The sequence below is a fragment of the Halobacillus kuroshimensis DSM 18393 genome (assembly GCF_000425705.1).
Lineage (GTDB): Bacteria > Bacillota > Bacilli > Bacillales > Halobacillaceae > Halobacillus > Halobacillus kuroshimensis.
This window is the reverse complement of record NZ_AUDY01000008.1, coordinates 243795-269838: the sequence shown is the minus strand read 5'-3', so window position 1 is coordinate 269838 and position 26044 is coordinate 243795. Positions and strand designations below refer to the sequence as shown.

The 26044-nt window shown below is 49.3% G+C and carries 28 protein-coding genes and 1 riboswitch; of the genes, 9 read left to right on the top strand and 19 right to left on the bottom strand.

Features of this window, described 5'->3' with window-relative positions; translation table 11 throughout:
* Positions 1-21: 21 nt before the first annotated feature.
* The 4 genes from H615_RS0103075 to H615_RS20790 form a co-directional block, all read right to left on the bottom strand.
* Entirely contained in the window at positions 22-1467 is a 1446-nt protein-coding gene (locus H615_RS0103075) for a phospholipase D family protein (protein WP_027953771.1), read from the bottom strand.
* 100 nt (positions 1468-1567) lie between these two features.
* Positions 1568-2134 (bottom strand): energy-coupled thiamine transporter ThiT, encoded by a 567-nt coding sequence (gene thiT / locus H615_RS0103070; protein WP_027953770.1) that lies wholly within the window; start codon positions 2132-2134, stop codon positions 1568-1570.
* An 87-nt stretch (positions 2135-2221) separates the two neighbouring features.
* Positions 2222-2320: riboswitch (TPP riboswitch) on the bottom strand.
* Between the two features lie 81 nt (positions 2321-2401).
* Positions 2402-3148, bottom strand: coding sequence for an alpha/beta hydrolase (locus H615_RS0103065; protein ID WP_027953769.1), 747 nt, complete (start codon positions 3146-3148; stop codon positions 2402-2404).
* On the bottom strand, positions 3126-4010 hold the full coding sequence (locus tag H615_RS20790; RefSeq protein ID WP_035531192.1) for an SDR family oxidoreductase: 885 nt from the start codon (positions 4008-4010) through the stop codon (positions 3126-3128). Before H615_RS20790 ends, H615_RS0103065 begins: the two co-directional genes overlap by 23 nt.
* Before the next feature lie 199 nt (positions 4011-4209).
* On the opposite strand from H615_RS20790, the gene yfkAB reads away from it, so the two are divergent.
* Entirely contained in the window at positions 4210-5334 is a 1125-nt protein-coding gene (gene yfkAB / locus H615_RS0103055; RefSeq protein WP_027953768.1) for a radical SAM/CxCxxxxC motif protein YfkAB, read from the top strand.
* Between the two features lie 74 nt (positions 5335-5408).
* Positions 5409-5993 carry a YgjP-like metallopeptidase domain-containing protein gene (locus H615_RS0103050; RefSeq protein ID WP_027953767.1) on the top strand — a complete coding sequence of 195 codons (585 nt, stop codon included), beginning with the start codon at positions 5409-5411 and terminating at the stop codon, positions 5991-5993.
* Between the two features lie 511 nt (positions 5994-6504).
* Here H615_RS0103050 and zupT read toward each other — a convergent pair.
* Positions 6505-7305, bottom strand: a complete 801-nt coding sequence (gene zupT / locus H615_RS0103045; protein ID WP_027953766.1) for a zinc transporter ZupT — start codon at positions 7303-7305, stop codon at positions 6505-6507.
* A 125-nt stretch (positions 7306-7430) separates the two neighbouring features.
* Positions 7431-8084, bottom strand: coding sequence for an SIMPL domain-containing protein (locus H615_RS0103040; protein ID WP_027953765.1), 654 nt, complete (start codon positions 8082-8084; stop codon positions 7431-7433).
* A gap of 122 nt (positions 8085-8206) precedes the next feature.
* Between H615_RS0103040 and H615_RS0103035 the strand changes: the two genes are divergently transcribed.
* Positions 8207-9673, top strand: a complete 1467-nt coding sequence (locus H615_RS0103035; RefSeq protein WP_027953764.1) for a flavin monoamine oxidase family protein — start codon at positions 8207-8209, stop codon at positions 9671-9673.
* A 38-nt stretch (positions 9674-9711) separates the two neighbouring features.
* Here H615_RS0103035 and H615_RS0103030 read toward each other — a convergent pair whose 3' ends face one another.
* Together H615_RS0103030 and H615_RS0103025 are read right to left on the bottom strand one after the other, a co-directional pair.
* A complete protein-coding gene (locus tag H615_RS0103030; protein WP_027953763.1) occupies positions 9712-10866 on the bottom strand; it encodes a S1C family serine protease in 1155 nt (384 codons plus the stop codon).
* A 12-nt stretch (positions 10867-10878) separates the two neighbouring features.
* Positions 10879-12030, bottom strand: coding sequence for a zinc ribbon domain-containing protein (locus tag H615_RS0103025; RefSeq protein ID WP_027953762.1), 1152 nt, complete (start codon positions 12028-12030; stop codon positions 10879-10881).
* 279 nt (positions 12031-12309) lie between these two features.
* Here H615_RS0103025 and H615_RS22870 point away from each other — a divergent pair, with 279 nt between their 5' ends.
* Positions 12310-12810, top strand: a complete 501-nt coding sequence (locus H615_RS22870) for a 3D domain-containing protein (RefSeq protein WP_084162964.1) — start codon at positions 12310-12312, stop codon at positions 12808-12810.
* 61 nt (positions 12811-12871) lie between these two features.
* Complete coding sequence (locus tag H615_RS0103015; RefSeq protein WP_027953761.1) at positions 12872-13393, top strand: GNAT family N-acetyltransferase; 522 nt, start codon at positions 12872-12874, stop codon at positions 13391-13393.
* A gap of 77 nt (positions 13394-13470) precedes the next feature.
* Here H615_RS0103015 and H615_RS0103010 read toward each other — a convergent pair whose 3' ends face one another.
* Complete coding sequence (locus tag H615_RS0103010) at positions 13471-13707, bottom strand: hypothetical protein (protein WP_027953760.1); 237 nt, start codon at positions 13705-13707, stop codon at positions 13471-13473.
* 457 nt (positions 13708-14164) lie between these two features.
* On the opposite strand from H615_RS0103010, the gene H615_RS0103005 reads away from it, so the two are divergent.
* Positions 14165-15406, top strand: a complete 1242-nt coding sequence (locus H615_RS0103005; RefSeq protein WP_027953759.1) for a YeeE/YedE family protein — start codon at positions 14165-14167, stop codon at positions 15404-15406.
* A 376-nt stretch (positions 15407-15782) separates the two neighbouring features.
* Here the strand turns inward: H615_RS0103005 and H615_RS22865 are convergent, their stop codons facing one another.
* The 5 genes from H615_RS22865 to H615_RS0102975 form a co-directional block, all read right to left on the bottom strand.
* Positions 15783-15854 carry a putative holin-like toxin gene (locus tag H615_RS22865; protein ID WP_373562361.1) on the bottom strand — a complete coding sequence of 24 codons (72 nt, stop codon included), beginning with the start codon at positions 15852-15854 and terminating at the stop codon, positions 15783-15785.
* 187 nt (positions 15855-16041) lie between these two features.
* The gene (locus H615_RS0102990) at positions 16042-16437 is read right to left on the bottom strand and encodes a secondary thiamine-phosphate synthase enzyme YjbQ (protein ID WP_027953757.1); all 396 of its coding nucleotides are present in this window, start codon (positions 16435-16437) and stop codon (positions 16042-16044) included.
* Between the two features lie 3 nt (positions 16438-16440).
* A complete protein-coding gene (dapF, locus tag H615_RS0102985) occupies positions 16441-17409 on the bottom strand; it encodes a diaminopimelate epimerase (RefSeq protein WP_027953756.1) in 969 nt (322 codons plus the stop codon).
* Positions 17410-17599: 190 nt separating this feature from the next.
* A complete protein-coding gene (locus H615_RS0102980) occupies positions 17600-19624 on the bottom strand; it encodes an iron ABC transporter permease (protein ID WP_027953755.1) in 2025 nt (674 codons plus the stop codon).
* A 15-nt stretch (positions 19625-19639) separates the two neighbouring features.
* A complete protein-coding gene (locus H615_RS0102975) occupies positions 19640-20653 on the bottom strand; it encodes an ABC transporter substrate-binding protein (RefSeq protein ID WP_027953754.1) in 1014 nt (337 codons plus the stop codon).
* Positions 20654-21417: 764 nt separating this feature from the next.
* Here H615_RS0102975 and H615_RS0102970 point away from each other — a divergent pair.
* Positions 21418-21597 (top strand): hypothetical protein, encoded by a 180-nt coding sequence (locus H615_RS0102970; RefSeq protein ID WP_027953753.1) that lies wholly within the window; start codon positions 21418-21420, stop codon positions 21595-21597.
* 48 nt (positions 21598-21645) lie between these two features.
* Here H615_RS0102970 and H615_RS0102965 read toward each other — a convergent pair whose 3' ends face one another.
* Both H615_RS0102965 and H615_RS0102960 read right to left on the bottom strand, forming a co-directional pair.
* On the bottom strand, positions 21646-21993 hold the full coding sequence (locus tag H615_RS0102965; RefSeq protein WP_027953752.1) for a VOC family protein: 348 nt from the start codon (positions 21991-21993) through the stop codon (positions 21646-21648).
* Positions 21994-22012: 19 nt separating this feature from the next.
* The gene (locus H615_RS0102960; protein ID WP_027953751.1) at positions 22013-22570 is read right to left on the bottom strand and encodes a GNAT family N-acetyltransferase; all 558 of its coding nucleotides are present in this window, start codon (positions 22568-22570) and stop codon (positions 22013-22015) included.
* A 272-nt stretch (positions 22571-22842) separates the two neighbouring features.
* Between H615_RS0102960 and H615_RS21765 the strand changes: the two genes are divergently transcribed.
* Positions 22843-24246 (top strand): cell wall-binding repeat-containing protein, encoded by a 1404-nt coding sequence (locus tag H615_RS21765; protein ID WP_051254571.1) that lies wholly within the window; start codon positions 22843-22845, stop codon positions 24244-24246.
* A gap of 239 nt (positions 24247-24485) precedes the next feature.
* Positions 24486-24782, top strand: coding sequence for a hypothetical protein (locus tag H615_RS0102950; protein ID WP_027953750.1), 297 nt, complete (start codon positions 24486-24488; stop codon positions 24780-24782).
* 27 nt (positions 24783-24809) lie between these two features.
* On the opposite strand, the gene H615_RS0102945 is transcribed toward H615_RS0102950, so the two are convergent.
* The 3 genes from H615_RS0102945 to qoxC are packed head-to-tail and all read right to left on the bottom strand — an operon-like array spanning position 24810 to position 26044.
* On the bottom strand, positions 24810-25028 hold the full coding sequence (locus tag H615_RS0102945) for a cytochrome C oxidase subunit IV family protein (RefSeq protein ID WP_027953749.1): 219 nt from the start codon (positions 25026-25028) through the stop codon (positions 24810-24812).
* 25 nt (positions 25029-25053) lie between these two features.
* Positions 25054-25437: a cytochrome aa3 quinol oxidase subunit IV gene (qoxD, locus tag H615_RS0102940; protein WP_027953748.1), complete on the bottom strand. Its 384-nt coding sequence runs from the start codon at positions 25435-25437 to the stop codon at positions 25054-25056.
* 1 nt (position 25438) lies between these two features.
* A complete protein-coding gene (gene qoxC, locus H615_RS0102935; RefSeq protein WP_027953747.1) occupies positions 25439-26044 on the bottom strand; it encodes a cytochrome aa3 quinol oxidase subunit III in 606 nt (201 codons plus the stop codon).

Here is a 26044-nt window from a genome sequence, read left to right as displayed (position 1 = left end):
GCAAGCGGCAGGGGCTTTCTTTTAATAAGTGGTAAACCATGTCCACTTCTGCAGATAGTACGTCGCATAACGGATGGAGGTCAGGTTGTCCTGATAGGTTTCATACTCCGTCGTATAGTGGCCTTCTTCATTGGACCAGATACGTGTAAAGTAGTCGTTGACTTCCTGAAAGACCTCCTCCTCTCCCGGACCTTGGATGACGACATCCGCTTCCAGGTTGAGGTTGGACAGGTTTCTTCTCGTATAGTTGGCGGAACCGGCGACGATGGCATCATGATCGGGCCCATCGACATACAGCATTTTCGTATGGTACTGTTCAACTTCCGTATCATACCAGCGCAGGTGGATGTTCTCATTCCCGAGATTCTTAAGCTCCGCAGCGACTGGTAGATTAGGAAGGCCGGGCTTTTCATGACCGAACGCGGTTTTGTTGGGGTCCATGATGATGCGCACTTCCGCCCCGCGGTTGGCCGCTTCATCGATCCGGGCGGTCACCTTTTTGTCGGCTAAGTAATACATCCCGATCCAGACGTCATCCCCTTCACCGGCCGCTTCCAGCTGTTCCAGAACGGCATCATAGATTTTTCCTTCCGTTACGAACTGTGTCTGGAGAGGCCCTTGCTGCTCCTCCCATTCATAGCCGCTGTAGTCGATGAATTCCCCGCCGGAATAGCGGGCCACCGCTTCTTCTGCTTCCAGAATATCTTCAATGATCGGCCCTTCCATTTTAAAAGCAACATTCTCATGATACCCGCTGGCATCGTGAGGGTTTGCTGTGGAAACAACCGCCGAATCCTCAGTTACGAGGAGCTTCCGGTGGTTCGCCTTAATATTCAACAGCTTCATGTAGGACCGCAGAGTAACATCAGGCGCTTCCTTGGCAATCGGGTTGCCGATCCACCCTTCTCCTCCGGTACCCATCCAGGAAAACATCAGACGCCACGCACTCGAGTATAACGGATTGGAATCCCTCAGCTTATCAAGATTGGTTAAGACGACGTTCACCCCGCCATCTTCCAGCCGCCGGATCGTTTCCGATTCATAGGAGCCGTAGATAGTATTGATCTGATCGGTAATAAACACGACCTCAAGGTCAGGAACCTCTTCTTTTCGTTCTAATACAGCATCCACAAGACGGCCGCTGATTTCAGGAAATTCATTTTTGCCGTTCGTGTAGCCGTTGAAAAGAAACATATCAGCGACAATAAAATCATCCGCCTCACCTATGGTGGCATAGATTTCCTCAAACACCTGCAGGTCATGAACCGTATTTCCTTCCGGATCCTCATAGGAAAGGTCCCGGAAAAACTCGATATCCTCCATCTGATGGACATCCCCCTCGTAGGAAACGCCTTCCGGGAGCGCTTTCCATGAGGTATGGTAGGCAATCATGACAGAAAGGATCAGCACGATCAAAAGCAGCAGCCAGACCCACTTTTTCCCTGCTAACCTCTTTATTTTTTTCATTACAATCCCCCCTGCTCTCTGCCTGTCTTTTCACTACCCTGGGGTGTTTCAAACATGGAAAAAAAAGCCTTCCGCCGCCAGGCAGAAGGCTTTTTTCCATTTAATGAAGCACAAGCTTTGGTCGCTGCATGAACAAGAGGCTGATCACGATGGCGCTCAAAATAAACGCTGGCAGCATGTATCCGCCGTTATAAACGAGGGAATACAGCCAGACCGGCTGTCCTTCCGGTGCGAATTCACCGTAAAAGATGATCCCCGCAGCAAAGTGACCGAAGAAGCGGAGTACACTTCCTATAAAGCAGCCTGTGATGATCCAGCCGACGAGGGCTTTCGTTTCCTTGGAACGGATCGCATTCCAAAGCGGTTTGGCAACGATGCCGGCCGCACCGATCACGGCAAATGCTACGACATAATCGAGCAGCGTCTGCAGTGGAGTGATGATATAGGCACCCGTTAAAATCTGGTAGATGCCGAGCAGCAGCCCTGTCGCTACGCCGCCCTTGACACCCCAGCGGAAGGCCATAATGAAGACCGGCACCATCGCAAACGAGACGGAACCGCCCTGGGCCCACAATTTAAATGATAGAAACGGGATGATATCCAGTAGCAGTGCTAATGCGGAAAAGATCGCAATTTCAACTAAAAATAGGACTCTGCGGTTTCTCATTCCAGCATTCCTCCTTTAAAAAAAGACACAAAAAAAGCAATGCAGACAGGGACGCTTCCTGATGGAGGGATCCCGAATGCATTGCACCATCAAAAAAGCCGCCATCCCTGCGCCAGTACTAACTGACAGGTTCGAAGGGTCTGAACGAGGTTCACTCTCAGCCGCTAGGCTCCCCTTGTAGGCTTTGTACCGATTACTCTTCTTGCTATGCATCTATTATATCAAACTTCTCTCCGATGACAAATCTTATTTCCCGGGCAATAGAGTCTATTTTGTATTCGTATACATCTGGAAGAATTCCAGACTGCGCTCGACAATCAAATCCTGGTCATAATCAAGAGTTGCGACATGGTAGCTGTTTTCCATATGGACAAGCTCCTTATGCTCCGAAAAGACCGAATCAAAGATCACCTCTGAATTATTTGGTGGGACGACGTGATCCTCATCCGAGACGAAAATCAGAATCGGGCAGTGAATCGTGTCAAGCCGCTTTTTCACATAATCCATTAAGACCGTGATTTCGGTAATGGATTTGACTGGTGTTTTGTCGTAGGCAAGTTCATCCTGATCGGGGTCTTTAATATCGGATCCGATGGCATCAAGAAAACGTTCTTCTGTCGCCGCGCTCTCCTCCATCACGGGGATATCGATAGCTGCATTAATCGGAATAACCCCTTGGACACTCTTATGCTCACTGGCCATATAAAGGGCAAGCGTTCCTCCCATGGATAAACCGACAACAAAAATAGAGCTGCACCGTTCATTCAGCCATTGGTAGGCGCTCTCCACTGATTCAATCCAGTCCTTATAGGACGTCGCCTCCATATCTTCCGGTGCTGTGCCATGTCCTTTCAACCGCGGACAGTAAACGGTATATCCCTCACGTGCGTAGGCTTCAGCGAGCGGACGCATGCTCTGGGTCGTCCCTGTGAACCCGTGGGAAACGAGAATCCCCACCTCATTGCCCTCGTATTTGATTTCCTCTGCCCCATCAAGAATGCTGTACTCGGCCATCTGTTTTTCCTCCTTCTGCCTTGTTGGAACCTAAGATTCTTTTTAATACCGTTTTCTCGAGCCATGCCCATGGAAGAAGCCGTTTCAAAAGCACGTTGGTACGGACGCCCGCCCCGACAGGATAACGCAGTTTTTTCAGCTTGTCTTTTTGGATCAGTCCTGTCATGAGGTCGGCGACCGAATCCGGCTGGGCCCGTGACTCTTCGTTCAAGGCACTCCACAGTCCTTTTATGTAAGAGGCATAGGGAGATGAAGGATTGTGCACTTCTTCTGGAAGCGCCATTCCGGAAGACCATATGTTCGTCTGGAAGGATCCAGGTTCGATTAAGGCGACATCTATGCCGAACGGCTGCAGCTCAAAGCGCAGGCTTTCAGAAAGTCCTTCCAGCGCATGTTTGGACGATACATACGCGGATAGACCGGGAAAACCAATCAAGCCGCTGACACTGCTGACATTTAGTATTTTTCCGTACCCTTGGCGCCGCATGATGGGCAGCACGGCCTTCGTGACGGCTATAACACCGAAGACGTTCGTATCAAACTGCCGGCGGTAATCCTCAAGCGGAACCTGTTCGAGGAACCCTCCTACCGCATAGCCGGCGTTGTTCACGAGAACATCCACCCGCTCCAGTTTTTCTGCTTTTTCCTTAAAACGTTTAATGGATGGATCATCCGTAACATCCAGCTGCCACACTTCAATCTTCTGCTTCACGTCTTCCGCCAGGTCTGCATTTTGGAAAACCGACGCTTTTTCCATATTCCGCATCGTCGCAATCACACGGAAGCCTCTTTCTGCACATTTCACAGCGGTCTGCTGTCCGAATCCGCTGGAGGATCCGGTAATAATAACGGTTGGCTGCATCAATGGTCTCCTCCTTTATCTATTCGTCTACCCTTTTCCTTTCGCTGTCACACGGGGAAACTCCTTTTTCGATGTGCAAGCGTTTCCTGCTGCTTTTTCACGTTCAACAGGAAGGAATGGTATAGTTCGAGCTTGAATAATGTTAGAATAGGAAAGGTTAAGACCGAATCAATCAAATAGAAAGGAAGTTTCATATTTTATGAGTACCAACATGAAGCTTCAGAAGCTTACACCTGAGTTTGACCCGTGGGAAGCCTACATGGACGTGAAGGAACACGGGCATATGACGTTATCCAATATTGAATTTACGACGACGACGCTGTGCAATATGCGCTGCGAGCACTGTGCGGTCGGATATACCCTGCAGCAGAGGGACCCTGAAGCGCTCCCGATGGATTTGATCCGGAAGCGGCTGGACGAGATTCCTCACCTGAGGACTTTGAGCATCACAGGCGGGGAGCCGATGATGTCGAAAAAATCCGTCGAAAACTATGTGCTCCCCTTGTTAAAATACGCCCATGAGCGCGGCGTACGCACACAGATCAATTCCAACTTGACGCTTCCTTATGAGCGCTATATCCCGATCATCCCCTATCTCGATGTTTTACATATTTCGCATAACTGGGGAACGCTTGAAGAATTCATCCACACCGGCTTTGCCCGGATGGAGCGCAAGCCTTCCGAGGAAAACCGGAAGAAATTTTTCGACCGGATGGTGGAGAACTCCCAGCGTCTCGCGGATGAGGGTGTCATGGTATCGGCGGAGACGATGCTGAACCGCCGCACCTTCCCTTACCTGGAAGCGATCCACGATCATGTGAAGGAAATGAAGTGTGCAAGGCATGAAATCCACCCGATGTATCCAGTGGACTTCGCCAGTGCACTTGAAACACTGAGCCTTGAGGATATGCGTAAAGGAATCAACCGCCTGCTTGATCACCGTGATGAAGATACGTGGATGCTGTTCGGCACCCTTCCTTACTATCCATGCAGCACCAATGACGAGGATCTGGACATGCTGAAGCGCCTGTACAGCGCGAAAAATGTGACGGTAAGAAACGACCCGGATGGGCGCTCCCGCTTGAATGTCAACATATTCAGCGGCGACATTATCGTCACCGACTTCGGGGACGAGCCCGGTCTTGGCAACATCCAGGACACTTCCTTGGAAGACGCATACCACCAGTGGATGCAGACCGATACAGCGAAAAGCCTCAACTGTCACTGCCCGGCAGTGGAATGCCTCGGTCCGAACGTTCTTGTGAAGAACTCGTATTACCAGGACGTCGATTTTCAGAAGCGGGAAGCGAAAATCACCCTGTAACCTCTAAGCAGTGCTCCTCTATTCAGGGGCACTGTTTTTTTACAACAACACCGACATGTAAAGGAGGTCTTGATATGCCGCTCCTACAGCATAATCAGACAACGATCCAATATACCGTCCATAAACAGCCGCAGCTGCAGTTCACAAAAATATATCTGGATGATCTAAACGGGATACAGGTAACGGCGCCTGAGGAAAAATCAGAGGAAAAAATTCATGCGTTTGTAGAAAAGAAAGCCGACTGGATCATAAATCATTGGCAGAGAACACACGAGGACCTCTACCTTGGACCTTTTTCATTGGAAGAGGGACAGAAAATCACCTATCTCGGCCGCTCCTATAAGCTGTTATTTGATCAGGCAGACTCAGAAGAGACGACCTTTTCATTCCAGCAGGGAAAGTTTACATTCCGCACCTCCCTCGCTTCCAAAGATGAGCAGACAGCTCAGTTGAACGAGCACATTACAGCGTGGCTCAAGGATAAAGCCGCTGAAAAATTCAAGGCACTGAGCACGCGTACGGTCGAAGTCGAGGATGACCTTACCCGTCTTGGAAGCAGACAGGAGGAATCCATCACCATCAACTGGCGGCTGATCCAGCGAAAAAAAGCGGCCATCCAAAGTGTCATTGAAGATCTTTACAGTGGAAAGACGTATTAAAAAATCCCCCGGGCGCCATCAGGCAGCCGGGGGATTTTTATTAAATAAGCTCTGTTAAAGTCTGTGGTTGATATTTTAAACGATTACTAAATCGTTTCCGTCTGGTAGGGGTCCGGTCCGTTGTTTACTCAGAGCATGGGATGGCAGGGAAAACCGTCCGCTTTCCGCGGGGAACGATGAGCCTCCTCGAACTTCGTTCTCCGGGGTCTCACCTTGTTCCTTTTTCCCGCAGGAGTCTACCTGTTTTCCCTGCCATCCCTTTCGTAGTGGTGTAACGGACTTCGGTTATATCCTTTCTAACTACCCTTCTTTGAAGAGGCGGCCTTGGGAATGGCGAGACTCCTGTGGGATGAAGGTGCATCGTGAGACCCCGGAAGGCGCAGCCTGAGGAGGCTCACGGTACCCCACGGAAAGGGAGTCATTCCCAAGGCCGCCTCATACAAATCCCATGACAGAAAGGGGGGATAGGAGCTCACATGTTAAATAACAACACCAAGAAATAACAGAGCCATTAAATAAACAACAGCAGGCTCAGCGCCATGACTGCCATTCCGGCGACAACGCCGTAAATGGATAAGTGAGGCTCCCCATACCTTCTGGAGGCCGGAAGCAGTTCATCAAGCGAAATAAAGACCATAATGCCCGCGACACCGGCGAAAAGAATCCCAAAAACCATATCATTCAAGAACGGCATGAGCACAAGATAGGCAAGAATAGCCCCGATCGGCTCGGATAATCCGCTCAAAAAGGAAAGATTGAACGCCTTTTTCTTATCTCCTGTGGCAAAATAAATCGGTACAGAAACCGCAATTCCCTCCGGGATATTATGAATGGCAATCGCCGTGGCAATAGCAATCCCAAGAGCCGGATCGTTCAACGCTGCGGTAAAGGTGGCAATCCCTTCTGGAAAGTTGTGGATCGCGATGGCGAGGGCTGTGAACGTTCCCATCTTCAAAAGGTCGCGGTCCTTCTGCTTGTCCTGTGTCATGTCCTCCACCTTTTTCACTTCGTGAGGATTGCCGGCTTTCGGAATCACTTTATCGATGAGGGCAATAAGCAGCATACCTCCGAAAAAGGACACCACTGTAATCCACTGGCCCATCTCATTTCCGAGCGCACTTACAAGCGAATCCTGAGCCTTGAAGAAAATTTCGATCATGGATACGTAAATCATCACTCCAGCCGAAAAACCGAGCGACAGGGATAAAAACCGTGTATTCGTTGTCGATGTAAAAAATGCAAGTATGCTTCCTACTCCGGTGGCAAGCCCTGCAAACAAGGTAAGCCCGAAAGCGAGCAGTAAGTTTTCCATGTGACCTCTCCTTAACTACGAACATCATTTACTGCTCATTGTAATGGATGTTTTTCCTCGGCACAACATTTTAAACCGAGACCTTTATCTCCATATAAAAAAAACACAGGAACAACCCCTGTGTTTTAAGGATAAAACGGAAACCAGACATCCACCCGGGCTGTAATCTCCATCATCCCCGGCTCGATCGGCACAGCGCTCTCACTGAGCATCTGTGTTTTAGCATAAGGCTGTAGAGGTGAAACGTCCGGACTCTTTTCCTCTACAACGCGGACCGGCTTCTGTTCGAGTCTCACATTCATCGTATTCGCGATCGTCTGTGCAGTGGCAAGAGCCTGCCCGAGGGCGATTTGAAGGGCCTTTTGATAATAGTAATAGGACTGACTCACCGTAAACTCGATGTTCGTCACCCGGTTGGCACCACTTTGGACGGATGCATCAATGACTGCGCCTGTCTGTTCAATATCATTTACGGTCACGGTCAGCAGATGGGAAACCTGATATCCGCGGAACACCTGTTTCCCATCCACATAATCGTACTGCGGGAACACGGAATAATCGGATGTTTGAATGTCCGTCTCTTCCACACCTGCAGCCATCAGCTGATTCTTCACCATACTGGTGACCGCTGCATTTTCATCCTGAACCGTAGTGAGATCGGCCCCTTCCGTCACAACACCGAGCTGAACAACAGCTGTATCCGGCTTCACCTTAACACTTCCTGATCCCTGGACACGGATCTGCCTGTCAGATCCGTCCTGTCGGAATGTTTGATACATTGACCATCCCCCCTTTATTAATTCATGTACCGTCCGCCATGAATATGCAGGTTGGAAGATACATCCATAGAACGGTACTGTTCATCCCTTGGACTGAATAGCCATAAAAGGGGGTGTTTTCCATGACGAATTATCAATCCGAGGGCTTTACATATCCAGATGATTTTCTCCGTATCATTCATAATGGTCTCACATCATCTGCTCAAAAGAAGCGGGTGATTATTATCGGTGCCGGCATGGCAGGACTGGTGGCAGGGAGTTTATTAAACAATGCCGGTCATAAGGTGACCATCCTTGAAGCTGACAGCCGGCTGGGCGGAAGAGTCTATACGGTCCGCGCCCCGTTCACGAATGGCAATTACCTCGATGTCGGGGCGATGCGGATACCGACCAATCATAAGCTCGTTTATGCGTATGTCGACAAATTCGGACTGGAAACCAATCCTTTTCAAAACACGCGGAAAGATGATCTCTTATTGATTAATGGAAAAAAAGTGTACCACCGCATTTATGAACAAAACCCCGCCATTCTCGATTTTCCTGTAGATGCGGAGGAGGAGGGCAAAACAGCCAAAGAACTGTTTCTGTCGGCCGTCCAGCCGTTCCTCGATGTGTATAACAACAGCAGTGATGCTGAAAAGGAACACCTCAGAGACCGCTATTCGGACCTTTCCATGAGTGAATATTTACGGAACAACCCCTACGGACCTTCCATGTCCTTAAATGCTGTGAGGAAAATCAAGGTCCTGCTTGGAATCGAAGGCTTCCCCGAATTCGCATTTCTGAATATCCTCACCGACATCACGTTTCCGATTTTCCAAGGGGATACGAAGTTCAGGGAAATCATAGGCGGGAATGACCGGCTGCCATGGGCCTTTTACCCGGACCTCTCCTCCTCCATCCACTTCTGCGAACGGGCCGTTGCAATCAATCATTACAAAGACGGCGTGCAGGTCGTGTCAAAAAATGAGAAAACCGGAGGCTATTCGACCTGGACCGGAGATTATGTCCTGACGACCATACCTTTTACGACTTTCCAATGGATCGAAGTCCGTCCGTATGACACGATTTCCATAAAAAAATGGGCGGCCATCCACGAAATCATCAATGTTCCAGCGGTGAAAATAGGCATAGAATTTTCTTATAAATTCTGGGAGCAATACCCGGTCGGGAACATCGTTACCGATTATCCCTCCCGCTTCATTTACCAGCCGAGCCATGACGGTGGAAAACCAGGGCCGGGTATTCTTCTTGCCAGCTACACTTGGGGACAGAATGCGCTGTTATTCAACAGCCTGAGTAAAAAACAGGCCGTAGAGGAAGTGATGAGCGACCTCGCCAAGGTGTACGGACGGGTTGTCTATGATACGTACATGACCAGCATCGTCTACAATTGGAGTCGAAACCCTTACTCTGCCGGCTGTTTCACCCTTTTCACTCCGGGACAGAGCCGGGATTTGGAAGACATCATCCCTCTGCCGGAAGGCCGCATCCACTTCGCAGGCGAACATACATCCTCCTATCACGGATGGATTGAAGGGGCCATTGAATCAGGCATCCGGGGCGCTGTAGAAATCCATACCCGATAAAGAAACCACCGCTCTCATCATGAGCGGTGGTTTCGTCGTTATTCTTCCTCTTTGGATTCGTTACTGATTTCCTCGCCGGATCCCTGCATGATTTTCACCGACTGGTTTTCCTTCTGAATCGGATACACCACTTTATATTTCTTTACCTTGACCTCTCCATCCACGGTTTCTTCAGCGGTGATGAAGGCGGTCACGACAACCTGATCGTCCTTCGGATCAGCGACAAGGTTATCGACGGATACACTCAGCGTATTGTAATACCCCGAACGGAACTCTTCAAACGACGTTTTCTCCTGCCAGCTTGAACTGATCAGGGAATAGGCCGTCACAAAGTCGCCTTGGTTGATGCTGTCATAAAAATACTGCACCATGTACGTCGCCTGTTCTGCATCTGTACCGGTAACCGGAGACTGCACCTGTTCATTCAGCTCCGGGAATTCAGGCAGCGACTCCATCGGCGTTTCGCTCCAGCGCTCAACCATCGGCAGCACATCGGCAATCGGGATACTGAAACCGATTGTTTCCTCATCCAGCTTGGCTGAATTGATTCCGATCACTTCGCCCGTATTCCGGTCAAGCAGCGGACCTCCGCTGTTTCCCGGGGAAATCGGCGCAGAAATCTGATACATGTTTTCGTAATGGAACGGCTCGATATCCAGCGTCCGGTCCACGCCGCTGATTTCACCACGTGTCACCGTATTCTGCAGACCGAGCGGACTTCCCAGCGCAAGTACTTCGTCCAGCAGCTCGGCATAGCCTTCTGTCCGGATCGGGAGCGGATCGCGCCCCTCAAGCCCGGGTACACGGACAACCGCAACATCCGTATCTCGGCTGACCCCGATCACATCTCCGGGCATCTTTTTACTGTCCGTCGTAATAACAGAGACCTCTTCGGCATTGGCGACAACGTGGGCATTCGTAATTACGTCGCCTTTGTCATTGTATAAAAAGCCGGAGCCGATTGTGCCGTCCGGAAGTTCAATCTGGACGACAAGCTTTTGAGATTCATAGATAATGTCCTGTGTTTCTTTTGGCACTTCTGCGTTTTTCTCATCTTCTTCAGGAGGCTGATTTAGCACAGCCGACACCGCGAGTTGTTCCGGCACCGTGTCCAGAATATAGAAAACGCCCGCCGTACCGCCTCCGACGATAAGTAAAGAGACGATCAGGCTGATCATCCAGGAGCGTTTCATTGCCGCATCCTCCTATTCTACTAACCATTCCAGCTCTGTCATTTCCACCATGTATTCCCCTTCTTCCAGGTTGTAGTACATTTTCTCAAACTTGCCTGTACTGCCTGGATTCAAATAGTTAGGGTACACCTTGGCGGATTCTGAACGGACGACTTCTCCGTCCTGTGTCTTAATGTCATATTTCACACTTACTGTGCTGATCACCTGGGTGGCCAGACTTTTCAATTCGCCACTGATTTTATAATCACCGAATTCATCTTTTTCCATTTGGATATCCACTACTTCCAAGGCCTCGGTCTCATTACGAAGCTCATCCTTGGCGGCCTGCTGCATCGCACTTTCCAAACGTTCCTGAGCGGCCTGTTCAAACGCCTGCTTCTCCTGCTGCACCCGTTCTTTCAGCTGGATCAGCTTTTCATCGTTCGAGACGTACTGAAGCCCTTCATCAATCAGAGCGATGGCTTCGGTGTATCGTTTGTTCTCAGCCGCTGCCTCTGCCGTTTTCGTGGAACGGTTGACGATTTTCTCATATATCTTTTCCCGCACCTTAGCAGCTTCTTCCAAATTCAAATCAGAAAGGGTATTCAGCTTGGCAGCCAGTTCATCCACATCTGTAATTTTGGATAGTTCCTCATTCACTTCCTGTAGAGTAAATCTGGAATCCATCTCATTCACTGTTGGAACGAGCGTCTGATAGAGCCGGCCGTTTTCCTGTCGTAATGCCGTTTGGACTTCAGACAGCTGTTTATCAGCTTTCGACAGGCTGCCTTCTTCCAGCAGCTTGGACACTTCTTCCAGTTCCTTTTCCATACGGAGCACACTCTGTACGTGGCTCAGCTCCTCCTGCAGCGCCTCTTCATCCGGACGTTCCTGGATGGCACGCGTAAGCAGCTTCTCTGCTTCACGGTAATCCCCGGCAAGCGCAGCTTCCTCCGCTTCCGTCTTCCATGAGGCTACATTTTCATTTATACCTGCTTCCTGGTCATAGACAAAATAAAGGGCCGCCCCCACCACAACAAGGACTATCGCAGGTGTAAGAATGGGCAGCCACGATCGTTTCTGCTCAGCATCAGCCGGGGATTCTTCCGATAAGGATGCTCCACACTGGGAACAGTAACGCGATCCCTCGGCGTTTTCATGGTTACATTGAGGACATGTGATCATGGTCTGGTCCTCCTTTTTTCACAGCTTTCTTGTGATCCAGAATCGTACATAATCCTCAACTATTATAGCATGACCATTGATAGATTCGTAAACGTCTATCGTCCCTTTTTTCGTTTTTTTCACGAATGCTCCCTGCGTCCCGGTCCCGTCTCCCAAAAGCAAATCGGCGCCCGTCGAATGTCATAGAAATGTAATCATTCTGTAGGTATTTTGTATTTGTTTATCCACAGACATGCCTGTTATACTGCTCTCAGATCTAATGCGAAAGAGGTGGATGACATGATGAAATTTTTCCTATCCTTTGCTGTCATACTTACCCTGTTTTCCGGAATCGACCATATTTCAAGTGCTGAGGAAACCGATAAGACGGCCCAGCCTGTTGATAAAAAAGTAACCACCCTTGATGAAAAAGAAGACCAACACACCCGCTTTGAAGATAAAGAAGATGAAAAGGCCTCCTTTGCGTCCCAAGACAAAAAGGAAGATGTGAAGCGTACGGTAGCCGTTGAAGCGACAGCCTATACCGCTTTCTGTGAAGGCTGCAGCGGAACGACCTACACGGGCATCGACCTGCGCGCCAATCCCGATCAGAAAGTCATAGCCGTCGATCCTTCCGTCATCCCGCTCGGCTCAACAGTCCGGGTTCCCGGCTACGGAACAGCCACAGCCGGAGACATCGGCGGAGACATCGAAGGTCACCGGATTGACTTATTTATGGCAGAGGAAAGGGATGCCTTTGATTACGGCCGACGTCAGATCGAAGTAGAAATTCTGGAATAATCCTTTTATGAATGCGCCGATTGTGAGAAACTCCCTTATAGATAATGAAGGGAGTTTTTTTATGCCTGTACGTATTCAACAGGAACAGCCGTCTGACGTAACGTCCGTCGGAAAGCTTATTCAACGCGCATTTGCGCTGGAAGAGCACAGCGATCAGACCGAGCACCTGCTGGTCGAAAGACTGCGCACCACTGAAGCTTTTATTCCTGAACTGTCCTTGACAGCCGTTGATGACGGTGAAATCATCGGCCATCTCCTGCTCACCAAAATCACGATTGGAGAAGACGTATCCCTCGCCCTTGCGCCGGTATCCGTCGCCCCGGAAAGGCAGCGGCAGGGTATCGGGTCAAAGCTCATTCAACACGGCCTGGAAAAAACAGGTGCGCTCGGCTTTTCTTCCGTCATCGTACTCGGTCACCCGGATTACTATCCTAAATTCGGTTTCCACCCCGCCTCCCACTGGGGTATTGAAGCGCCTTTTGAAGTACCGGGAGAGTATTTCATGGCTCTTGAACTGCAGCCCGGCGCCCTGAAAGGCATTAACGGCACAGTCCATTACTCCCAGCCATTTCTGGAGACATGAAAAAAGACCGGATGAATATCATCCGGTCCTTTTTATCATACTTCCCAATCCTTCCCCATAAGTTAGAAAGGTGGGCGTCAATCTCTGCTGAAACGTGTGCGTCGGGCACAGCGGTCAAGGTAGAAGCTTTCCACTCCGCTTGTGTGAAGTGCTACACCATCCTCAAGGAACCACCAAGTGCCACGGTCCAGCTGTTTGACGATAAATTCGGAGGTTTCTTTTTCGTCCATTTCCTCACTCAATTCAAGATCATGGGTGACGACCCGCTTGCTGTCGAGGAGGAATATAACGTGCCATTCCTTCTTTTTCGGCATTCCAATCATTCCTTCCTACGTAGACGTATTATTGTACCCTTACCCGGCTTTTTTGTCTGCTAATCGTAGAATTCCCTTTCCTGCATGAAAATTATGCAGATCAAGCAAAAAAAGCCACGCGTACGCGCCGCTTTCCATTATATCTTATGTAGGGGGAGGTGCGCCTGATGTACGCCAAGAAGTTCTTCGGTTTGAGTTTATACAAACAAAGAAAAACCAGCGAGTGACATATGAGCGAACGACAGGTATAAGACATCCCTCCAATAATTGTATTCAATCTTCCTGTCCACACTTTGAGTGTACCACTTGTATCTGCCATATAGTGTTAAATCTCCGTAAAGACTGATCTGTGTTCTCTTTGTACAACCATTGTATGCAAACTGGTTTACAAATAGAAGACTCGTCGGTTAGAATGTTTAAAGCTCATTAAACAAATCGGAATTAGGAGGAATAGCACATGCAGCAACAAGCAGTTCATCAGACGGCTTCCAGCCGGTCCACAATTCCTGCCCCGCTTGATCCGGTTCAAAAGCCATTCATGTGGGTTGGAATCATCGCATCCCTGCTTTTATTTATAACGATTATCAGCATCACCAATGTCACGCAGGGCGTCCTCTTCATCATCGGACTCGCCTTCGGTCTCGTACTGCTCCATGCCCGTTTCGGATTCACATCAGCCTTCAGAAGACTGCTTTCTGTCGGTAACGTCCAGGGACTGCAGTCACACATGCTGATGCTTGCTGTCGCCACAACAGGTTTTGCCATCATTTTAGGTACAGGCTTCAGCTTTACCGGAACCGCTCCACAAGGATACGTTTTCCCTGTAGGCGTGAGTGTCATTTTCGGTTCTTTCATTTTCGGAATCGGCATGCAGCTCGGTTCCGGATGTGCATCTGGTACCCTTTATACGGTCGGTGGAGGAAAGTCTTCCATGGTTCTGACTCTGCTCGGCTTTATCGCAGGTTCTGTCCTCGGTGCCTACCACATCGGATTCTGGCGGGAAACTCCGGCCCTTCCGGCAATTTCTCTTGCTGAATCCACAGGACTCGGCTACTTCGGCGGGTGGATTCTCCAGCTTCTCATCTTCCTTGGCATTTACGGTGTGACGGTGAAGTTCGCCAGGAAAAAGAACCCGCCGCGCATGGAACCATTAAAAACGACCACCGGACTTAAACGTCTGTGGCGTGGCGCGTGGCCGCTGCTGGCCGCCGCTGTCGCCCTCGGTGTATTGAACGCCATCACCCTTGCTGTCCGCGGAAACCCGTGGGGCATTACATCTGCATTTGCCCTTTGGGGATCCCAGTTCATCCAGATGTTCGGTGTCGATGTGGCGAGCTGGCAGTACTGGTCTGATAACCCTGCTCCTCTTAATCAGACGGTGCTTGCAGACTCTACAAGTGTCATGAACTTCGGTATCATCCTTGGTGCCTTTATCGCTGCCAGTGCCCAAGGGAACTTCAAGCCGGGTAAAATCAAGCCCGGCATCGGTTTCGCTTCCATCATCGGTGGAATCCTTATGGGATACGGCGCCCGCCTGGCCTTCGGCTGTAACATCGGTGCGTATTTCGGCGGTATTGCCTCCTTCAGCCTGCACGGCTGGGTATGGATGATTATGGCGCTGATCGGAACGTATCTCGCCCTGTTCCTGCGGCCATTGTTCGGATTGAAAAACCCGAACCCGAAAGATTCGATCTGCTGATTACTATCCAGCATGCCTTTGTTCAGGCGTGCTGGATATTTTTATATGACCGCGTCGGAGGTGAAGATCGATATATCGGTGATTTGGCTGATATGCTGAGGATTTGGCCGATATATCCACAAAAAGACCGATATCTGCTCCGTTTCGGCTGATATAACCGAAAAAAGACCGATATCCCGCAGCCGGGCCATGGACAGAAACACTCGTTCAGGTTTCTTTTTTCGGAAAATGTGGTATGATAAAAGCAGATAAAGGATAAACATAAGAAAAGGGACCACAGCTGGCACTGTGATCCCCTCTACGGATAGCTGGTCTGCCAAAGGGCGCAGCCTACATGAAAAATAGACTCACCCGCATTCACGTCAGAATAGGGAGTCTATTTTTTTATGCGTAAAATCGCTACAATCAAACCAAGCAAGGACACGATCAGGGAACTGAACGCGATCATCACCATCAGCGATTCATACATACTCAGAGGCATCACCCCCCTCCACCTTTGAGACACGGGGATCAGCCGACACCCTATTCAACTGGCAGGAACCACTATCCTTACTAAATTATAGCATGGCCTGCTGCCCGAATGTGACAGGCTTTTCTACCTAAATAAAGAGCAGGCTGGGTGCCTGCTCTTTCCCTTATAAGACTTTAGCTACGAATTTACGACTGCGTGGACCGTCAAACTCACAGAAGTACAGCCCCTGCCACGTGCCAAGTACAAGGTGGCCGTCTTCTACAATCAACGTCTGAGCATGACCGACGGTGCTCGTTTTCATATGCGCAGCTGTGTTGCCTTCTGCATGTTTATCTTCGGTGTGATTCCACGGATACACTTCACGGAAACGGCGGAGCATATCAGTTTTCACATCGGGATCGGCATTTTCATTTACCGTGAGCCCGGCGGTGGTGTGCATGGAAGAGACGATGACGACGCCGTCCTTCACGCCTTCTTCACGGACCCAGTCCTGCACCTGGCTGGTCACATCAATCATTTGGTCATGATGATCTGTGCGTACATGAAACGTCTTCAACATCAGTTACCCTCCAATTTCGGAAGCAGCATAGGCTTCCAGTTTTTCATACGTTTCGTTTTCCTTATCAAAAAACGTCTGTCCTGTTACCTCGAAGCGGCTGTTTTCAAGATCGACATCAGCCACAGCTTCGTATACATTCGTTCCATTCCCGCGCAGCTGGATGGAGAAACGTCCGTCGTTCTTTTCAACAACACAGTTGACGAGACCGCCTTTATTGATAACAACAATCGGTGTATCAAGGTCGTTCGGACCCAGAATGGTGGATACGAGCGACGAGGCGGACATGGCTGTACCGCAGGCATTCGTCAGCCCTACGCCTCGTTCATACGTGCGGACGAAGATTTTATTTTTCTCCAGCACCTGGACAAAGCTGACATTCACTCCGTTCGGAAAAACCTCAGGCAGTTCGTTGGCGCGGCGGCCGATTTGTTCAAGCTCAGCCTGATCCACGTCATCCATCAGGCTGACGATATGGGGATTCGGCACGCTGAGGGCAGTGAATGTCCGTTTATCAGAAAGTTCAGGGATAGCACTGTCCACCGTCTGCTCTCCATCATGAATCATTGGAAGTGAAGCAGGTGCAAACGATACCGGCTCGATCTGAACCGAAAACGTATCAATATCCGGAAAAATTTCAGCCACCTGGCTGACAGGCAGGACCGCTTCCTGTGTTTCGATGGCAATCGATGTGTTTCCGAGCTTTTCAATCATATGGCGCGCCACACAGCGTAGCCCGTTGCCGCACATTTCCGCTTCCGATCCGTCGGAGTTGAACATCCGCATACGGCCTTCCGCTTTCTCACTCGGCATTACGAATAAAATGCCATCTGATCCGATCCCCGTCCCCCTCTCACATAAAAGCAGCGACAAGTTCCTTCGTTCTTCTTCTGTAAATGAAAGGTCGTGTTCCATTTCATCGATGAGGATGAAATCGTTCCCTGACCCGTGGCATTTGATGTATGGCAGCTTCATAAACCTCTCCCCTTCACGTTCTTTTTCTCCCTATCTTAGCATATTTCACCCGGAAATGAAGAGTGAGCGTTTGAATTTTGTAAAAAGTCCGATGTGAACAAAAAAAAGAAGACAGGGTCGCTGATCCCCTGTCTTCCTGCTATTCAACCACCCGTACTTCACTTCACGAATGGTTAAAGAAATGATTCCATCATGAAGCCCTTCTTTTCATCAACCAAAGGAAGTATGGGGCACCGATGATGGCCACCAGGATTCCTGATGGAATTTCGTTAGGTGCCAAAAGCGTCCGGCTGAATAAATCCGCCGTCACTAGGAGCACGCCTCCAATCAGCATGGTGACCGGCAGCAGCTTCTGATTGGCACTTCCCACCAGCAGCCGGGCCAGGTGCGGGGCGATCAGTCCTACGAAACCGATGGAACCCACAGCCGCCACGCTGGAAGCTGCGAGAAGTGTAGCCATCAATGCCATTTGGAACCTCACATTCACTACACGCAGGCCCAGCCCTTTGGCTGTATCATCCCCAAGACCTAACACATCAAGCGTTTTAATCGAAAATGCAAGGACAGGGACAAGGAGCAGGATCGGCCAGATCAGATACTGGATAAGCTCGTCCCACCCTTTTGCATAGGTTGTTCCGGACAGCCACGTAAGCGCAGATGCCACACCAAGATCAGCCTGCACGACCATGATCTGAATAAGCGCAGACCCGAAAGCAGAAATACCGATGCCGAGCAGAGCAAGCACCGTCGGTTGAAACTCGGCTTTTGCTCCGAGAACCATCACGATGATGAAAAAGACCACCGCTCCGGCCATAGCTCCGACAGGGATCCAGATGGCAGATACACTGAACCAATACATCGTCATAAGCGCCCCTACTCCGGCCCCGGAGGTTATACCGATGACGGACGGGTCTGCGAGTGGATTTCTCAGCACCCCCTGAAAAATGAGGCCGCTCAATGCAAGGACCGCTCCACTGAACAAGGCAACGAGGGCCCGCGGCAGCCTCAAGTTTACGATCATGTCCTGCATAAACGTACTGCCTTCCCCGAAGAAAGCCTGAAAACCGACGAGCGGCTCAAATCCGTAGTTCCCTGATACGAGACTGACGCCGACAGTCACCAGGATAATTGCCGCCAGAACAGGAAGCACTTTTCCTAGAGGCATGCTGATGGAGTTCCGGCCAGCCATCACCGCTCCGCTTTCCTGAGAATTGCTGCGCTTCATCCGCAGGACAAGCCAGATGAGCCATGGCGAACCGACAAGCGCCGTGATCGCCCCAACAGGAAGCTCAGAAAAAGAGGGATCGATGATACGGGCGAGAACATCAGCAAGCAGCAGCACATTTCCTCCCCACAAAAAGGAGCCGAGAATAAGCAGCAGATGTGACCTGTAGCCGATCAGCTTCATTAAATGGGGGGCGATCAGACCGACAAATCCAATCGGCCCGACAATGCTGACGGTCACACTCGTCAGCAGCACCGCAGCCAGGATGGTGATGAGCTTCACGTTTCTCACATTCTGCCCTAGAGCCGTCGCCACATCATCTCCGAGAGTCAGTGTGTCTAATTTTCCTGAAAAAGCGAGAACAATCAGCATACACACGGCTATTAGCGGAAGCGAAAAGACCACTCCGCCCCAGTCGTTCTGAACGAGAGTCCCTGATCCCCACAGGAAGAGACCACGTGTTTCATTCTCATAAAAGATTTGAAGCACTGATGTCAGGGAGGAAAACAAGAAGGTGACAATCATCCCCGCCAGTACCATACGCACCGGAGTCGCATCTCCACCTCCGGATAAAACGTAGACAAAGCCGAATGTCAATATCCCGCCCAGAAAGGCTGTGAGAATGCCATTGCCCACCAATGCAGCCGGCAGAAAAATCGTTGTGACGACAACAGCGAAGTACGTACCGGAGTGGATGCCGAGCGTACTTGATGAAGAAAGCGGGTTTTTCGTGACCGTCTGCAGGATGACACCGGAAACGGCAAGAGCTCCGCCGGCTAGAATCCCCATAACGGCCCGGGGTAATCGAAGCGTCCTAACCGTATGGTGCTCCAATGTATTCTCCGGACGGAAAAGCGCATCCATCACCGTGGAAAACGGAAGGTCTACGTTTCCTTGATTGATATGTATAAAAGTTAAAAGACACAACAATGCGGCTCCACCCCCGAAGGTGGAGACCGCCATTATTGTGTTCTTCATGGTAGTGTTCATGTGCACACACTCACTTTATTCTTCTTCCAGTGCCGCATTCACGACCTGTTCAGCCAGCACTTCCGCAGACAGCGGTCCACCGAATGTCCAGGCATCCCCCGGCATTTGGTAAGTGCGGTCTTCTTTTACGAAGGCCAGTTCTTCCCAAACCGGGTTGCCGGCCAGCTGGTTTTCGAAGATATTATCTTCTTCCTGTACGATATAGAAGAAATTCGTGTCCTGATAGTTCTGCAGGGTTTCCACCGTTGTTTCCGTGTACCCGTATACTTCCAGTTCTTCGGATTCATGATCATTCGTCATACCCAGGTTGTTCATCACTTGAGCGGCCATGGAATTGTCCGTAAACAAACGAAGTGTCGGCGTATCCTGCAGGGTGAAGGACTGGCTGAGCACGTAGTTCATGCCCTCTTTGCCAGCTTCCTCTAAACGGGACTGCTGCTCGGAGAACGTATCTTCCATATTGGTAAGAACTTCTTCAGCTTTGTCCTGTTTATCAACGATTTCCGCGACTGTATTGAATTCTTCCTTCATGCTCGCGAACTGATCCTCGGCAGCTTCTTCCGAGTATGGAGCAAACATGACGGTAGGAGCGATTTTCTCAAGTTCTTCTTTGATCGCTTCATGCCGGAACTGGACACCGATGATCAAATCCGGCTCAAGACGGGAAATAGCTTCAAGGTTCGGCTCCTGACGCGTTCCTACATCCTCGACAGAGTCACTGAATGGAATTCCGACGTTCACCCAGTCTCCATAAGCATCCAGATCAGCGACGCCGACAGGTTCCATGCCAAGCGCCTGCAGATCTTCCGCATAGGTCCACTCCAATACGACGACGTTTTCTGGTGTTCCTTCAATCGTCTTTTCTCCTGAAGCATCCTCAATCGTTACAGAACGACTCTCATCAGAAGAGGATTCTTCTGTGCTTTCCTCTCCGGAGGAATCCTCTGCTGATTCTTCCTCTTCTCCTCCGCCGCAGGCAGCCAGCAGAACGAGGCCGAGTATAAGTGCAAAAAGCCAAAACTTCTTCATATGTAGCATCCTCTCTTTTATTCAATTCGGAATCCATCATCCAGTTCCCTTTATACCCTTAAATCAACTAAATGATAAAGATTCTCAATCTCATTACATTTCATATGCTACCCCACTCCCCCGTACCTGTCAATGCCGTTTGTCAGGATTTTTTCGGACTCTTCGGTTCTATACCTCCTTTCGTTCGACAAAAAACCTCTCAGCCATCCACCCAGTCATATCCCACCAATCTTTTCCTTGTTTCTTCACTACTAAATCATGGCAGATGTACCTTGGACCTCTGCATGGAACAGAAAACGTTCCTCTTATGCCGCCCCTGCAAAAGAAACGGATTAGAGCCGCCTTCCTAATCCGTATACCTGCGTCGGCCAGCTCAACCCATTCCGAAGTAGAAACGATAGCCAATGTGACAAAGTATGCAGAAGCTGGTGTAAATATAGAAATCCACTTGTTCCCAGATAGCCTGTCACGGGTTTGAAGGGTTTAAGCCGGATGCAGCTGTCCGTGCTAAAAAGGTATATACCCTGGCCTTGAAAAAAGGGTAGAACGCACTGACAAGAGTGCAAACGTAAAAGACCGCCCCCGTAGGAGGGCGGTCTTTTACGTTTGAAAAATGCAGGACAGCCTCCACAGTCTATGGACCTTTTAGTACAAACCAACGAGCATAAACTGCCCTTTCTTTGACGCTGCTCTTCCTGATACGTTATACTGGAATAACTCTTGAAGCTTCGGTACTAATCTTTAAGAGTTCAGGAGTGATACACATGATGAAAATGGAAGTCGGACAGTTGGTTAAAGATCGCTGTACAAGCTGTTTACACCACCAGCTGAAAGTTATTAAAATCGTCCCGAAAAACTTTGACGAAAAAGTAACCTACATCGTCTGGACACAATGTCCGGAATGCGGAAACAACGACCATTCTCTAATGCCTGCAGAAAGCTGAGTATAAGGGATACCAATAAACCGTGACTGTTATCAGTCACGGTTCTTTTTATTCGACGGAACACGTTAAAAGCTGATTCCCTTCAGGATCATAAAAGTGACAACCATAGATGGAACCTCCGAAGGACTCCACATCATCGACTTTGACTCCTTTTGCTTTTAACTCCCGGTACGTCTCTTCAATATTTTCCGTTTCCAGAAAAAAAGGGGCATAAGGCAGCGGCCGTATCGAGTCTGTCTGTGCCTGGAGCAGGACAAGGCCGGTTCCTTCCAAATCAAACGTCAAGTACCCATCTCCTTCTTCCTGAGTGTCAAAAGGCAGCACGCGTTTATACCATTCCTTCGTCCGATCAAAATATACCAGATGAATAAAGCATGTATGGATACGATGTTTCATTCGTCTCCCCCTTTATTTTTTACGGCTTACGGCGGAAGGCTTCCCATTCCGAGCGGAGCATCCCCATTTTCACCGCATCGTAATATTCCCCATCAACAAGACGGGCCTGTCTCACTCTGGCTTCCTCAATCATCCCCGTTTTCTCAGCCACCCGGATCATCCTTGTATTCCCTGACCATGTTGACATGCCGAGGCGGTGGATGGATGTATTTTCAAAGATGTATTCGATCCACTTCTCATACGCAAAGGAACCGTACCCTCCGTTCCAATACCGCGAGTCAAAGATAACGATACCAGTCTCCAGCCAGCCGGACTGTCGGTCCAGCCAGTAGGACCCCACATAGCCGATGACGTGGTCGTCCATCCTTAGAACGAGGCCGTCCGGTATTCCTGGAGCAAGCTCTTTCTGCCAGAGCACTTCATATTCATCCAGGTTCATTTTCTTTTCCTCTATATAGGGTGCATTCCATTCCTTCGCTTCCTGTCGCTCCTCAATGAATGACCAGTAGTATAAGTCAGCTATATCTTGTTTCGTTGCTTTAGCGAGATACAAGGTTTCTTCGTTTGTCTGTGTCAAAAAATTACGCTTCCTTTCCATGTCCGTACCATTGTTTAACTTAGGATTGTCTTCTTTCTTATTATTTCAAACTAAACCGCATTGTTCAATAAAAGATCTGTCAAGTTCATGTCCTTGTCGAATTTTGGCTGATAAAATAGATACCCTTTTTTTATCTATTCCTATATAATCCTCTTAGTGTTAAGAAATGGAAGGTGAAGCCTGGAACGATGGAGCTTGAGTGACCTGTACAAAAAGCACGAATAAAATGGGGCAGAGGAGAAACGAACGAATTGAAAAAAACATGGGGATTGTCAGCAGCACTATTACTTGCAGCCACACTATTCGCTCCTTCAGCAGAAGCAGCGGTGGATACATCGAAGAAGGGGGCGGAGGTTGAAAAACCGAACCTTAATGAAATCCGGCTTCTTGGTACAAATAATGAGGATTGGGGTTTTATCGAAGAAAAGGAACCCAATAATACCTTTACCCAGGCCAATAAGATCTCCACGGATGATCTTGTCACCGGGACATTCACAAACAAAGACAAAGACCTTTATAAGCTGACTATTGACGGCGATGAAGAAGTAAACATCGGCATTTCTATTCATACAGAGGAAGAAACAAAGATGGATTTGAGCATCACTGTTTACGATGAAAAACAAAAGAAAGTGGAAGTTTTTGATGAACTGACTGATGAATTCGGATACTTCGGAGATTATTACCTGAAGCCAGGCACCTATTACCTGGAGGCTTCCGACCTGAAAAATGTGAACAGCGGGGAAATGTACTACCTTTATTCTTACGTGTATGAAGAAGAGCCTTACATCGAGCGCATCGCCGGAAAGGACCGGTATGAAACCTCTGCGTTCATTGCAGCCAGAAGCAGCGGCGGCTACCCGGTCGAGCACGTTTTCCTTGCGACTGGACAGGATTTCCCGGACGCTTTGGCCGGATCACCTTTGGCATCTATGTATGCGGCTCCAATCCTGTTAACAAAGCAGAACAGCCTTCCTGACATTTCGAAATCCACGCTCCAATTGCTGAATGCGAGATCTGTGACCATCCTTGGAGGAACGGGAGCGGTTTCTACACAGGTAGAAAAATCCTTGAAGCAGCTTGGTATTGAAGTCGACCGTATTGCGGGCAAAGACCGGTATGCGACAGCAGCTGCCATCGCTGATGAACTTCCTCCAACAGATGAAGTCATTGTTGCCTACGGCCGTAATTTCCCTGATGCTCTCGCTATGGGACCGGTAGCTTCGATGTACATGATGCCGATTTTATTAACGGAAAAAGGCACTCTTCCTATGGCGACGGCTGAAGCGCTGAAATCTTATGACACTTCTTTTGTCGTCGGCGGCACAGGTGCAGTCGGTTCAAAAGTGTTCAAGCAGCTTCCTGATCCTGATCGTATATCCGGTAAAAACCGCTACGATACTTCGGTGGCCATTGCTGACTATTTTGACCTTGATCCGTTCCAAGTGACCATCGCTACAGGGGATCACTTCGCTGATGCATTATCAGGCTCTGTCCTTTCTTATGGCACACCTCTTCTGCTCACTCCAAAAACTAAGCTCGATCCAACCGTCAAAGCTTATGTGGAGCAGAATGAAACATTCATGTTCACCATTCTCGGCGGCCCTGGTGCTGTCAGTGAAAAAGTGGAAGACGATATTTGGGATCTGTTTGAATAAAACCCTTCCGGTGGATACCATCGGAAAACAAAGCCGCCGTGGATATCCCCGGCGGCTTTTCTGCTTTTTGTCACTAATACTCCATGTATAAATCCTTTCCATCCACCGTATAATAAGGGCGCAAGCCTTTTTTTGAAATAAATTCGAACATTTTGTGTCCAAAATGAGAACTTTCTGTTACAATGTAAATATAAAGAAAACGTTTTCAACATTTACAGAATGAAAAGGAGATGAATATCGTGGGTGTCTTAGTCATGTTCCTTCTATTGTCTACCGTTACGCCATTTTTATTCTTACAGTTGAAAAAGCCGGCTCTTGCAGTTGCCCAATCCGTCCTGCTTGTCGGGATGTGGGTGTACTACTTCCAAATCATCCTATACACGGCTCCCGCAGCCTTTTCCGTTACGTGGTCCATGTTTTACGCGGGTCTGATCGGATCACAAATCGCCTGGATCCTGTTCATCATTGCTACGGTTGAACAAAGCCCCGGATATCAGGCAAATCTCGCCAAAGAAAAAGACACGCTCCCTTCCTGATACGTCAGGAAGTGGCGTGTCTTTTTTTTATTGCCCGGGCTGGAGCTTCACAAGCTGAATCATCGCCTGTGTAAACGCCAGTCCGGTCAGAATCATAAATACATAGGTGGGCTGGTAAGAGGAATACAGAACCGCTGTCAGTGAAAATGCTGTTAATGCAATACATAGGATAAACCCAACCAGGTCCTTCCAGGGCCAATGGCTGACCCTGGCTTCTTCCTGATTGATCTCATCTCTCTTTTCCATTCCTTCTCACCCCCGCACGTGTATTTTAGTGACCGCTGTGGTCTCCTTCACTATCATCCATCTCCATGTGTTCTTCGTGCTCTCCCCCGTGATCGCCATGATCGCCGTGGTCAAACCCGAATGACATTGTAAAGAGTGAACCGGCTACAAGGATAGCCGCAAGAGCGAATCCGTGGAACATCATGTTCCATGGAACCGCACCACCACCGCTTTCCTTTTCAGTCATGTGCATGAACATGAACAACTGGACGCCCGCTTGTAGTAACGCGAGAACCATGATGAACACGATCACCCAAGTGACAGGCAGGTCGGATTGAATGGCCGCCCAGGCAGCAAGCAGTGTCATAATGAGGGACAATGCAAAACCGATAACGTGATTCATAGGTACTTTCTTATCTGTTTTTGCCATCTTAGATCACCATCCCTATGAGGTATACGCATGTGAAAATGAAGATCCAGATAACATCAAGGAAGTGCCAGTAAAGACTGATGATAAAGAATTTGCGGCTCGTTACGTTCGTCAGACCGCGTCTTGCAATCTGGATGAGCAGCAGGATGGCCCAGCCGGTACCGAGCGTTACGTGAAGCCCGTGCGTTCCGGCAAGGACGAAGAATCCAGACCAGTAAGCACTGGACGTTAAGCTGGCTCCTTCATGCACATAGTGTACAAACTCGTAAATTTCAAAGCCAAGGAATCCAAAGCCAAGCGCAAGTGTGACGATCATCCACGTCATCAGGCCTTTGACATTCCCTCTGCGCATCTGGTGAATGGCCAGACCGCACGTAAAACTACTCGTTAGAAGCAGGAAGGTCATGACAAGGACAATGCCCGGCTCAAATAGTTCCATTGGTGTCGGCGCATCCGCTGTGCGGCCGTACAACACGGCATACGTCGCAAAAAGTGTCGCAAACAGGACAACTTCTGCGGCAAGGAATATCCAGAAGCCAAGAATGGTCATGCGTCCTTCCTGAGTCCGGTATTCCAATGGTCCGGTTTTCAGTTCTTCAGCAGCCAT